Here is a 12,696-nt window from a genome sequence, read left to right as displayed (position 1 = left end):
AAAAAAAGAGGGAGGTGCAAATATAAGAATATTATAGCACTTACCTCTTTATCCTATTGATGAAAGAATATTAGCGAACATTCATATCCGATGGATCTGGGCCTTTTCTTTCATTGCGATTAAGTTTATTAATGGTTTCCATTTGTGCTTGCGAAAGCTCAAAATCAAAGACATCGAAGTTTTCTTTAATTCTAGAAGGAGTAACTGACTTAGGAATAACAATTGTATCGTTCTGCAAATGCCAACGAAGAACTACTTGGGCAGGTGTTTTTCCTACTGAGTTGGCTATTTCTTTAATTGAATCAAGTTGTAATACTTCCCCGCCTTGTTGTAAAGGGCTCCATGCCTCAACATAAATATCATGTTTGTTACAAAATTCCTTTAATTCGTTTTGTGATAAATAGGGGTGACATTCTACTTGATTTAAGACAGGTTTGACTGAACACTCATTTAATATACGTTCTAAATGTTCAATATGAAAATTGCAGACGCCGATCGCTTTTACACGACCATCTTTATATAATTTCTCTAGTGCTTTATATGTATCTACATAAGTATCGAATTGTGGTGTTGGCCAATGAACCAAGTACAAATCAACATATTCTAATCCTAACTTTTCTAGACTTTCGTCAAACGCTTTTAATGTCTGTTCATATCCTTGATCCGTATTCCAAACTTTTGTCGTAATGAATAGATCTTCTCTAGCAATACCAGCGTTTTTAATGGCTTTGCCGACACCTTCTTCGTTTTGATAAATCATCGCTGTATCAATGGAACGATACCCAACTTCAATGGCTGTTTGCACAGCAGCGGTTGCTTCCTCATTTTGCACTTGCCAAACACCAAAGCCAAGTTGGGGCATTTCTACTCCATTGTTTAAAGTAATTGTATTCATGTAGTACCTCCTTTAATGTTATGGTCATATTATGGCATATGATGTAATTTTTGCAAAAAGAAAAGCTTCGTGACTAGAAAAAAACAAGAAATGCACAATAATTCAAACTTTTTGTTTTTATCTGTACCCGTTTCCATGTATCATAGAATGAAAGGAAAAAATATAGAAGGATGGTTTAAAGATGGGAAAGACTGCGCTGATAGCAGGTGCAACAGGCCTAGTTGGGCAAGAATTATTAAAATTATTACTACAAGATTCGTATGAGAAAGTGATTGCTATTGTTAGAACACCGCTTCATATGAAACATGAAAAATTGATTGAATTAGTCATTGACTTTGATTATTTAGAAGAATATGCCGAACATTTTTGTGTTGATCACGTTTATTGCTGTTTAGGAACGACCATTAAAAAAGCAAAAACAAAAGAGAAAATGATTAAAGTAGATGTAGATTATCCTTATACGATGGCAAAGTTAGCGAAGAGTCATGAGGTTGAACATTTTGTCATTATAAGTTCTATCAACGCAAATGCCCGTTCTAAATTGTTCTATCCAAGGATTAAGGGCTTACTAGAAGATAAACTAAAAACATTGTCATTACCTGCGTTATCGATTGTAAGGCCTTCATTGTTAATGGGTGAACGATTAGAAAAGCGTAGAGGGGAACTGGCGGGTAAAAAGCTGTATCAACTTTTGTCGCCATTATTGAATGACGAGAAAAAAATGAAATATGCCATTGAAGCCAAGCATGTTGCTCAAGCAATGAAATGTATCACTGATATGGAGAAGCAAGGTGTTTGTATTTATTCTTCAGAGCAACTAATGAAGATTGTTCAGTCTCAACAAAACATATTGTCAAAATAGGGGAGGAGTTGACGTCTGTTTTGGAAAAAATGAAAACTATTTCAAATGAACTACAAGATTGGATTATTGATACATTAAAACAAGGAGTAAGTCCATTAGCTATTACGAATGGTCTGATTAAAAAAGGATTTGATGCTAGGTTTGCCTATGAGACAATGTTTGAAATTGCGTTTGCCAGTTCAGATATTAAAGGTGCCTCAACTTATCAATATGAACCTGTCTATTTAAATGAACAACCTCATTCCATTGTGGTAGATAATCAAATGGTGTTTGTTCGCTCTAACTTTATAAAACCAACGATTATCCAACTAGACCATGTATTATCAGATGAGGAATGTGATTTTCTCATTGAACGGGCGAAGAGCCGCCTTCAGCCATCTAAAGTCATAGATGCGAATTCTGGAGCAGAAAAAGCCGCTGCTGGTAGAACGAGCAAAGGGATGTATTTTAAGCTTCAAGAAGATGATTTTATTGCTCGAATTGAAAAACGAATCAGTTTGCTGACCTCTTATCCAATTGAAAATGGGGAAGGTTTGCAAGTATTGCATTATGAAGTCGGTGATGAATATAAGTCTCACTTTGATTTTTTTCCGGAAAACCGTGTAGACAATCGTAAAGGCGGCCAAAGAATAGCGACGATGCTCATCTATTTGAATGATGTCGAATCAGGCGGTGAAACGATATTTCCAAAGATTAATGCTTCATTTACCCCTAAGAAAGGATCTGCTGTCTTTTTTCACTATAGTAATTCTCTAGGTGAAGTCGATCGCAAATCATTACATTCAAGTTTACCGGTACAAAGAGGAGAAAAGTGGGTGGCAACCAAATGGATTAGACAAAAAGCGATTGATTAAAAGCGTGGTGATGATATAAATGTGGGTGCTGTTTTTTATCATTGTTTTTTTATGTAGTATAGCTTTTTGGATTGATAGAAAAAGGAGGCATCATCCATATTTGCCTCCTACTAATGTAAATATGAGAGAAGATAAAAATGTGATGATGGGTGATAACAAGTATTTAAATGGTGGAGAATGACGATGAAACTATGTTGCGGGTGCAACAATTTCAACCTTCATCCGGTCTGGATCTTCAAAATAAACAGCATAATGCCCTGTACCACCAGCGAAGGGGTGCTTATCTTCATAGAGAATTGTAACATGATTTTCTCTTAATTTTTCTGTAATCACATCAACCTGCTCTCGTGACTGTGCATGAAAAGCTAAATGATTAAGGCCAACACGACAACGATGATAGGGAATGTCTAAATATTTCTCTTCTGCTTGTACAATGACTAAATAACTGTTCTCTATTTTCCAACTTTTTCCGTACTTCCATGTTTGAAAACGACTGTAACCCAGCTCTGTTAGTAATGCATCCCAAAAAGCTACACTACGTGAAAGTTCTGACACATACAATTCTATATGATGAATCATTCCTTTAGACATTGGTAATGCCTCCTTAGCTTGCCTCATTAATCACTTGATTCCACAGAGAATGCTCATCTTCATCCACCTTTTTAGTTAACTTATACGGTATCAATAGCAACATCATCTTGTAGAAAAGTTACGGTGTTACTGCATAATAATCGATTAGACCGTTATGTATTTGAACTTCTTCTAATGGCGAGCTTTCTATATCCGTTATAAGGGGTAACTAAATTTAATGAGCAGGTTTCGATTAACACCCCTATTTTTTGTCTTTGTTAGAAATCCAATCGGAAGGGCAACAAGTGGTTTTTTTTCTACTATCCTTTTACAACCACAAAGTTTCTCATTATAAGATTGCTGTCACAAGATATCAAATCAGCGTTCTGTTGACACTCTGTTAAATAGAATGTGAAGGCAAAAATATGAAAATAAAATTATTTTTTAGTGCAAGTCATGTGTTCATCAACTCAGGAAACATCCCCCCAAATAAATTGGGGGAAGCCTTCATTATCACTATATAGACCAGGCGGCAAATCAACAGGCCGTTTCACACCTGCAGTCAGCGTATTATTTCTCAAGCTCAGCTTTTAAATGATTAAGCCTTTGTAGTTCTTCTTCAATTTCTTTCATTCGTAATTCTTGTTTCTCAACTGAACGTCCAAATGACTCTAACTTTTCGATATCATCTTGTAAGCGCATATAGTCCATTTTTAACTCTGCTAATTGGTTTTCAATTTCCTTTAATGTCATTTACTCTCCCCACCTATGTATATAATCCTTTTTAGTTTAACGTATATCTTCACTGGTTACTAGTAAATGGAGACATAATGAAGACGCTTCTGCATATAGATGGAGTAAGGGAAACGTAAGTCTTTACTTCTTAGATAAACCGGAGGAATGAACTTCACCATTTATGGAGGAGGATGATTCCGATCGAAGCCGATGTCTTGATTCAATTACTCGTGTTAATTGTCATGATGATCGATCTCGCCAAAGAAGAGAAGTAAAGCAGTGAATAATAAAAAGCGAGACGCTATAGTCTCGCTTTTTATTATTGCTCATCTTCTTTGTTTTCTACATAAGGTTCTTCTTCATAAGCTTTTAAATCACCGAAAGTAGTCATAATGCCTTCTTCATCAAGTGCTTCTTCATAAGCACGTAACTGTTTAGTGTCAAAAATTTGAATGTTTTTGCCATCGATATCCGTTCCCACACTATTCTCGAACTCTTCTGTATAGCCAACATTTTCACCGGAATTAAGATACATTTTTTCATAATCTGTTGGGGCATCGTATAAATCTGACGGTCCATCTGAATTCCCCCATTTTGCAACAGATTGCCAGCTATCTTCTTCATCAAAACCGTTATTATCATCATGTGGTACCTCGACATCGGCATTAATGACTTCTTCTTCTATTGGTCTGTACTCATTTAAGTTCTGTTGTTGACTATGTTCAATGCAAGTTGTTGCTGTTGGCAATGCCTCAAGTCGGCTTACGGGAATCTCTTTTTGACAAACTTGACACACTCCATAAGTTCCTTTTTCTATAGCAGTAAGAGCTGTGCGAATTTCATCAACTTCATCTCTATAATGATCGTCTATGGCTAGGTCCTTTTCTCTTTCGTATAATTCAGTCGCAGAATCAGCTGGATGATTATCGTAATTAGATAATTCGCCTGAAAAACCAACATTATTTTGTTCCTCATGGAGTCCGAAATGATGATTTTGCTCTATTTGTTGTTCATTTTCGTTTAAAGATTGTGTTAACAATTTTTTAAAATGATGTAGTTGTTCAGCAGATAACATAATGAAGTCCTCCTATCTTTGTTGCTTATATTGTCAGCGGTTTGTCTCTTTATTATGTAAGGTTTATTCAAAGTGATTTGTGTTTCATGTGTTTGGTTTTTTAAGGAATAAAATAGTAGGCAATCTGTGATAGGTGGGATGATTAATTTTCTTATTAAATACTCCTCAGTAATTGAAAGAATCAGAAAGATACCTTGTGCTCGCCAATTTTATGCAGATTCATTTATGAGATAGGCGAAGCGTGTTATAGTAGAGTGAAGTTATACCAAAGGATGATGAACAATGACAGACTTGACAATGAAGTTCAAAGAGAAAATTCATTTTCAAGAAAAGATTACATTTAATAATTTGGACGAAGTTCTAAGAAAAACAACAAATATCTTCCCGTTTGAAAACACGAGTATTATGGCGAGAAGCACAACACCTATTACAAAAGAATTAATTGAAGAAACTTGTTTAAACAATGGATTTGGTGGTGTTTGTTATCATTTGAACCCTTTGCTTTTTTATGTATTAAAAGATGAAGGATTAGATGTAAAATTAGTAAAAGGGAATGTCTATGATCACAGTAAACAAACATGGTCAAGTACTGGGGACACGCATGTATGTATCATTCTCACTAAAGAAAATAAACCTTTCTTAGTAGATACAGGTTTTGGCAATAATTTACCTTTAAAAGCTGTACCGTTAGACGGTGAAGAAGTCAAATCAGCGAACGGTTTTTTTAGAATCACATACAATAACGATGAATATATTTTAAATATGAAAAAAAACGGTGTACATGATTGGTAAACAGGGTATAAATTCTCTTTGGCAAACACTATACAATCAGAAGATGAATTAACGACCATACAAGACACCATTATCCATAGTGAATCCTCACCTTTTAATAAGGGTTATCTATTCACATCTATTAGAGAATATGAAACGATTACGTTGACAGAAAGTTCCTATACCCTAAATGTAGGGGGGAATATAACGAAAAGAAAAGTAACAACAGCTGAATTTTTACAATTAGCTAAAGATCTATTTGGGATTACAATAAAAAATAAATAAAAAACTGGAGCCTTTATTAGGCTCCAGTGCGAATGAATTATGCGAACAATGCCAGTTCCTCTTCTATTTTAATGCGTATATTTTCAATGCATTCCGGCAAGTCTTTTCCAAATATCCTTTGTCCGTTTACGAGCGCATATGGTCTCATTTTGCAAAGACCACATAAGTTTTGACAATCATAGCTCATAACAGCTACTTCGGGATATTTTTCTAATAGTGCTTGCAACGCTTCTTCTGACAAGAGGTTCATGTCGCAAATTTCTAGTAATATTAAACCCATGGTTATCACACTTTCTTTCGTCTCACAAAGTACTAGATAAATACATGATTTCATGTTATTTTATTTTTATACCTTTCAGTATAAAAATGCATTGACTTTTTGTAAAGCATAACAGATTGGAGTAAAAAAATGAACATCAAAGAAACATTACGTCAGCTATTAACGAATAGTGATATCTATCATCAAGAGCCGATGTCAAAACATACATATATACAGGTTGGTGGCGAGGCGGAAATTTTCGTGCAGCCAAGAAATACTGAAGACGCACAAAAGGTTGTAAAATTTGCCTTCGATAAAAAGATTCCTCTAACCTTACTTGGAAAAGGAGCAAATGTCATTATTAGTGATCATGGTTTACCTGGAATTGTGTTAAACCTGAATCATTTTAACGATATTGCTGTTAATGAAAAACAAATAACAGCAGGTAGTGGCGCTGAAATTATTCATGTTTCTCGTACTGCTTATGAACACGGACTAGATGGGTTAGCGTTCGCATGCGGGATCCCAGGAAGTGTAGGCGGTGCGGTATTTATGAATGCAGGGGCATACGGTGGTGAAATCTCGAATGTATTAACAAAGGTCATTGCTTTAAATACGGAAGGTGAGTTATTAACGCTAACACCAGAAGACTTTGATTTTGCTTACCGTACAAGTGCATTTGCTAAGAAAAAGCTAATTGTATTAGAAGCGACATTCACGCTACAAAAAGGAAATCAAGCAGACATAAAAGCAAAGATGGATGAATTTACCTTTGCGAGAGAATCGAAACAACCACTAGAGTATCCTTCTTGTGGTAGTGTCTTTAAACGACCTCCGGGATACTTCGCTGGGAAGTTGATTCAAGATAGCGGCTTACAGGGCTTAACGGTTGGGGGCGCGCAAGTGTCGACGAAACATGCAGGCTTTATGGTGAATATGAATGAAGCGACTGCTAGTGATTATATTCAGCTCATTCATCTTGTACAAGAAAAGGTCTTTGCCAATTTTGGTGTGAAGCTAGAAAGAGAAGTACAAATTTTAGGGGATTATGAGGAGAATGAAAGGGGAAAGAATCATGAGTAAAACAGATTTATTTAAAGAAGTCATGGGTAATTACCCTACTGGTGTCACTGTTGTCACAATGATGGACGAAGAAGGCACCCCTATCGGTTTAACGGTGAATTCATTCGCTTCTGTTTCATTAGATCCAATGCTATTATTGTGGTCAATTGATAAAAGAGTATCTTCTTATGAGAAGTTCACGCAAACGAAAAAATTTGCTGTACATGTATTAGCTCATGATCAAGCAGAAGTTTGTTCATTATTTGCTTCAAAAGGTCTTGATCGTTTTAAAAATACTGATTGGTCTGAATCAGCCAATGGATTGCCAATTATTGCTGATTGCGCTGGTGTATTTCAATGCGAGATGCATGACACAATTGAAGCTGGCGACCACAGTATTTTAGTGGGAAAAGTAATTGATATAGAAAGCAATAAAAAAGAACCGTTATTATATCATAAGCGTAAATTCGCAGGTATCCCTGACAGTTTTTATGAGTGAAAAGAATAATTTACATAAACAGGACGGACAAAAGCCAAAAGCACCGTTCTGTTTTTTTATTATATAGTTTAGTTTTTAGGGAGGGTAAAGATGGATACAGTGCTTCAAATAGAAAATGTCTACTGGTCAAGAAATCAAGAGCTCATCCTAAAAAATATGAATTGGCAAGTAAATAATGGGGATCATTGGGCAGTGCTTGGTTTAAATGGTTCAGGAAAGACCACATTATTAAATATGGTTATGGGCTATATTTGGCCAACTAGTGGACAAATATCAGTATTGGGTCATACATACGGAAAAGTAGACTTACAGCAAGTAAGGCAATCCATTGGATGGGTATCCTCTTCTTTTCAAGAGAAGATTCGTCCATACGAGCGAGTACAAGATATTATTGTAAGTGGGAAATACGCATCTATCGGACTTTATGACGAACCTTCAATGGATGACATTGAAGAAGCAAATGAATGGTTAGAGCAATTCCATTTAATCCAATTACAGAATGAAACTTATCAAACTTGCTCTCAAGGTGAGAAACAAAAAATATTAATCGCTCGTGCCCTAATGGCCCATCCAAAATTGCTCATTCTTGATGAACCAACAACGGGACTAGATTTTGTTTCTCGAGAACAGCTGCTGGATTCAATTGCTCGTATCTCAAAACAAAAAGAAGCACCGACCATTATTTTCGTTACCCATCATATTGAAGAAATCATTCCTATTTTCAATAAATCTCTATTAATCAAAGACGGTACGGTATTTAAAAGTGGAAATACATCTGAGTTACTTACGAGTGAAACATTAACTGATTTTTTTGGCATAACAGTTGAAGTAGACAGGCATTCAAAAAGAATGTCTTTGAAAAAAACATATTGACACAAATATGAAAATAGTGGTAATATTCAAAAGACGCTATTTACAAATGAGAGGAGGTAAGGACGATGAAAGCAAGAGTGAAGGCATTCATGAAAACAAATTCATATTCGTCCCTACCTTTTTTTCGATAATGCTTTATTCTTTTAATGAATGGAGGTATGGCAACACGTTCATACCTTAGAAGAGAAATGCGGCCTCTTTATGGGGACCGCATTTTCTTTTTTTGGAGAAGAAAATAGGGGAGATAAACAGAGACTTGCCATGTAAATTTCCGTGCAAGTCGAGTTTTTCTAATAGATAGTTGAATAAAGATAAGGGGATGTTAAAGATGAACAGAAAACAAAGAATATTACTATTAAAAAATCAGCGTATAGGTTGTGGGTAGAGGAAACAGACAGCAAGAGAGGAAAGGTTGTGTAATAAATGTTTGATGTGTTAAAGAAACTCGGTTGGTTTTTTAAAAAATACAAAAAGCAATACGGTATCGCCGTTCTATTATTGATGTTAGCTACTGTATTAGAAATTATTCCACCGTACTTAATTGGGGTCATTATTGATTACATTACAGAAGGTGAAATGACACGTGATTTACTTATTCAGTATGTAGCGGTCTTCTTAGGTATTATTATTTTTAGCTATATGTTAAATTTCTTTTGGCAATACGGTCTATTCGAAGGATCCGTCAACTTGCAACGATTAATGCGGCGGAAATTAATGAGCCAATTTCTGCGTATGACACCGACTTTTTATGAAAAAAATCGCACCGGAGATCTTATGGCCAGGGCGACCAATGATTTGAATGCCGTCTCGTTAACCGCAGGATTTGGGATTATGACGTTGATTGACTCTACTTTCTTTCTCGGTGGTATTATCTTAGCGATGGGCTTCATGATCTCGTGGGAACTTACTTTTTTCGCCATGTTACCTGTCCCAGTTATGGCCATATTAATTCAATATTATGGCAAACTTGTCCATGAAAGGTATATGAGAGCACAAGATGCTTTTGGCGAGATGAATGATAGTGTTTTAGAATCAGTCTCTGGTGTGAGAGTTATTCGCGCCTATGTGCAAGAGAAGGCAGATGAACAACGGTTTGCTGATATGAGTGAAGATGTTTTTGAGAAAAATATGCATACCGCCAAGATAAATGCTTTATTCAATCCAATCACAACAATTGGAACCGGTATTAGTTATATTGTCGCACTCGGTTATGGATCAGTGTTAGTGGCTAATGGAGACTTATCTGTTGGGCAACTAGTTACCTTTAATGTTTATTTAGGATTAGCGGTTTGGCCAATCTTTGCTATTGGTGAGTTAATCAATGTGATGCAACAAGGGAACGCTTCTTTAGACAGAGTGCAAGAGACATTAAATTATGAAGCGGATATCATGCCGCCAACAAAACCTTTAGCAGTCGATAAGCCCCATATTTTACAATTCCAAGAGTTAACCTTTCAATATCCTACGAGTAAAGTCGTTAACCTCTCAAATATTAATTTAAGCTTAAGAAGTGGTGAAACGTTAGGAATTGTGGGTAAAACAGGCGCAGGGAAAACGACCTTTATTCGCCAATTGTTGAGGGAGTATCCTTTAGGAGAAGGAGGAATATCTATTGATGATATCGACCTTTCCCAACAGACGAAAGAACAAGTATTAGATTGGATTGGCTATGTACCGCAAAGTCACGTGCTTTTTTCTCGAACAATTAAAGAAAATATATTATTCGGTAAAGAAGATGCCACAGACGAAGAAATAGAAAAAGCAATTGATTTGGCCGCTTTTACAAAAGATTTAGCTTATCTTCCGCTCGGGTTAAATACGCTAGTAGGTGAAAAAGGTGTTTCCTTATCAGGGGGACAAAAGCAGCGGGTATCGATTGCTCGCGCATTAATTAAAGATCCTGATATTTTAATATTAGATGATTCCTTATCTGCTGTAGATGCAAAAACAGAGTCTGCAATTATTGGCAATATCCAAAGCGAAAGAGCGGGAAAAACGACAATTATTACAACACATCGTTTATCAGGTATTCAACACGCAAATCAAATTATTGTTTTAGATAATGGTGTGATTACACAAGTAGGTACACATGATGATTTAATTAATGAAGACGGTTGGTATAAAGAACAGTATGTACGTCAACAGCTAGAGGGGGCCAATACATGAGCACAGGCAAACAATTATTATCGTATGCGCTAAGGTTTAAAGGCACCATTTTACTCGGGTTGTTATTTCTATCCATTGCAGTGTTCACTGACCTAGCGGGCCCCTTTATTGCTAAACATATCATTGATAATCATATGACACTCGGCCAATTTGACTTTACACCAATTCTATACTTACTCATTCTATATTTCTCGTTATCAATTTGTACGGCTATTTTCCGTTATTTTATGTATTTACAATTACAAAAGGGTTCAAATAGAATTATTCAAGCATTAAGAAAAGATGTATTCAAGCATATTCAAACATTACCAATTGGTTTTTTTGATCAATTACCATCTGGTAAAATTGTTGCAAGAGTGACAAATGATACAGAGGCAATTAGAAACTTATTTGTGCAAGTACTTTCGAGTTTTGCTACGAGTGCCATTTCTATAACTGGTGTCTATATTGCCTTATTCATTTTGAACTGGAAAATGGCTTTAATCGCACTCGTTATGATACCAATCGTTTATATTTGGATGATTCTATATAGAAAGTATGCTTCACAGTATAATGACGTGATCCGAACAAAAATTGCTGATATTAATGCAATGATCAATGAATCCATTCAAGGGATGACTATTATTCAAGCTTTCCGTCGAGAAAAACAAATGACGAAAGAGTTTGATGAAATGAATGAAGAACATTATCAATATGAGAGAAAGCTAATTATTCTTGATTCTGCGACTTCTCATAACCTTGTAAATACGTTAAGGCTACTGTTATTTACATGTTTTATCATTTATTTTGGGACACAATCATTTAGTGGTACACAAATAGTGACAGCTGGAACCCTATATGCGTTTGTTGACTATTTAACAAGACTTTTTAATCCGATTACAAATATTGTGAATCAATTTTCGCAAATGGAGCGTTCACTTGTAGCCGGGAATCGTGTATTTGAAGTTTTAGCATTAAAAGGTGAGAAGGTATCTAATGAAAAGATACCAAAATATAAAGGGCATGTGGTGTTTGATCAAGTATCCTTCGCATATAAAGAACCTGATTTTGTTTTAAAGGATATTTCATTCCAAGCAAAAAAGGGAGAAACGATTGCGCTCGTGGGTCATACAGGTTCAGGAAAAAGCTCGATTATGAACTTATTATTTCGCTTTTATGATCCAACAATCGGTAAAATTTATATTGATGGAGTGGATATTACGACGATACCACGGCAAACGATTCGTGAACATATGGGGATAGTTTTACAAGACCCGTATCTTTTTACAGGGACTATTGCTTCGAATGTAAGTTTAAATCAACCTAATATTACAAGAGAAAGAGTGGAGCATGCGATTCAGTCAGTTGGTGCTGATCGAGTGCTATCACATTTAGAAAAAGGGATAGATGAACCGGTAATTGAAAAAGGAAGTACTTTGTCTTCCGGTCAAAGACAATTAATCTCGTTTGCACGGGCGCTCGCTTTCGATCCAGCGATCCTAATCCTCGATGAAGCAACATCAAATATCGATACAGAAACGGAAGAGATTATTCAAAACGCGATGAATGTTCTAAAACAAGGAAGAACCACTTTTATCATCGCTCATAGACTGTCTACAATTAAAAATGCTGATCGCATTTTGGTGCTTGATAAAGGTGAAATCAAAGAACAAGGCAGTCACGAAGAGCTCATTGCAGCAGGTGGCATATACGAACAAATGTACGAGATGCAAGCGAAATCTTTACAAGCATAAGAAGAAAAAACCAATCTGAGTATAAATCTTAGATTGGTTTTTTCATTTAACTAATAA

Annotated in this window: 12 protein-coding genes and 1 pseudogene; 8 read left to right on the top strand and 5 right to left on the bottom strand. The window is 35.8% G+C overall.

All coding sequences use genetic code 11. The features are described 5' to 3' along the window. Positions 1-70: 70 nt before the first annotated feature. Positions 71-895, bottom strand: a complete 825-nt coding sequence (locus MKX83_RS12690) for an aldo/keto reductase (protein ID WP_341055691.1) — start codon at positions 893-895, stop codon at positions 71-73. A 181-nt stretch (positions 896-1,076) separates the two neighbouring features. Here MKX83_RS12690 and MKX83_RS12685 point away from each other — a divergent pair, with 181 nt between their 5' ends. Then, on the top strand, positions 1,077-1,757 hold the full coding sequence (locus tag MKX83_RS12685) for an NAD-dependent epimerase/dehydratase family protein (RefSeq protein WP_095373204.1): 681 nt from the start codon (positions 1,077-1,079) through the stop codon (positions 1,755-1,757). Positions 1,758-1,786: 29 nt separating this feature from the next. Further along, positions 1,787-2,611 (top strand): 2OG-Fe(II) oxygenase, encoded by an 825-nt coding sequence (locus MKX83_RS12680; protein WP_307318569.1) that lies wholly within the window; start codon positions 1,787-1,789, stop codon positions 2,609-2,611. Positions 2,612-2,800: 189 nt separating this feature from the next. Here MKX83_RS12680 and MKX83_RS12675 read toward each other — a convergent pair whose 3' ends face one another. From MKX83_RS12675 to MKX83_RS12665, 3 genes are all read right to left on the bottom strand, one after another. Continuing rightward, a complete protein-coding gene (locus MKX83_RS12675; RefSeq protein WP_341055690.1) occupies positions 2,801-3,202 on the bottom strand; it encodes a VOC family protein in 402 nt (133 codons plus the stop codon). 549 nt (positions 3,203-3,751) lie between these two features. Then, positions 3,752-3,934: an SE1832 family protein gene (locus MKX83_RS12670; RefSeq protein ID WP_224936534.1), complete on the bottom strand. Its 183-nt coding sequence runs from the start codon at positions 3,932-3,934 to the stop codon at positions 3,752-3,754. A 301-nt stretch (positions 3,935-4,235) separates the two neighbouring features. Beyond that, a complete protein-coding gene (locus MKX83_RS12665) occupies positions 4,236-4,991 on the bottom strand; it encodes a TraR/DksA C4-type zinc finger protein (protein ID WP_224936533.1) in 756 nt (251 codons plus the stop codon). 282 nt (positions 4,992-5,273) lie between these two features. On the opposite strand from MKX83_RS12665, the pseudogene MKX83_RS12660 reads away from it, so the two are divergent. Next, positions 5,274-6,047, top strand: a pseudogene (locus MKX83_RS12660) (arylamine N-acetyltransferase family protein). A gap of 37 nt (positions 6,048-6,084) precedes the next feature. Here MKX83_RS12660 and MKX83_RS12655 read toward each other — a convergent pair. Beyond that, positions 6,085-6,327, bottom strand: coding sequence for a DUF1450 domain-containing protein (locus tag MKX83_RS12655; protein WP_095373211.1), 243 nt, complete (start codon positions 6,325-6,327; stop codon positions 6,085-6,087). Between the two features lie 129 nt (positions 6,328-6,456). On the opposite strand from MKX83_RS12655, the gene murB reads away from it, so the two are divergent. The 5 genes from murB (at position 6,457) to MKX83_RS12630 (ending at position 12,639) form a co-directional block, all read left to right on the top strand. Further along, positions 6,457-7,389 carry a UDP-N-acetylmuramate dehydrogenase gene (gene murB, locus MKX83_RS12650; protein WP_224936531.1) on the top strand — a complete coding sequence of 311 codons (933 nt, stop codon included), beginning with the start codon at positions 6,457-6,459 and terminating at the stop codon, positions 7,387-7,389. Next, positions 7,382-7,867, top strand: a complete 486-nt coding sequence (locus MKX83_RS12645) for a flavin reductase family protein (protein WP_224936530.1) — start codon at positions 7,382-7,384, stop codon at positions 7,865-7,867. Before murB ends, MKX83_RS12645 begins: the two co-directional genes overlap by 8 nt. Positions 7,868-7,957: 90 nt before the next feature. After that, entirely contained in the window at positions 7,958-8,740 is a 783-nt protein-coding gene (locus MKX83_RS12640) for an ABC transporter ATP-binding protein (protein ID WP_341055683.1), read from the top strand. A 423-nt stretch (positions 8,741-9,163) separates the two neighbouring features. Then, the gene (locus MKX83_RS12635) at positions 9,164-10,906 is read left to right on the top strand and encodes an ABC transporter ATP-binding protein (RefSeq protein WP_341055679.1); all 1,743 of its coding nucleotides are present in this window, start codon (positions 9,164-9,166) and stop codon (positions 10,904-10,906) included. Next, entirely contained in the window at positions 10,903-12,639 is a 1,737-nt protein-coding gene (locus MKX83_RS12630) for an ABC transporter ATP-binding protein (protein ID WP_224936527.1), read from the top strand. Before MKX83_RS12635 ends, MKX83_RS12630 begins: the two co-directional genes overlap by 4 nt. Positions 12,640-12,696: the final 57 nt, after the last annotated feature.

The organism is Cytobacillus sp. FSL M8-0252, assembly GCF_038007345.1.
GTDB lineage: Bacteria > Bacillota > Bacilli > Bacillales > Cytobacillaceae > Cytobacillus > Cytobacillus kochii.
The sequence above is the reverse complement of the archived record's forward strand: the minus strand, read 5'-3'. Positions and strand labels throughout refer to the sequence as shown.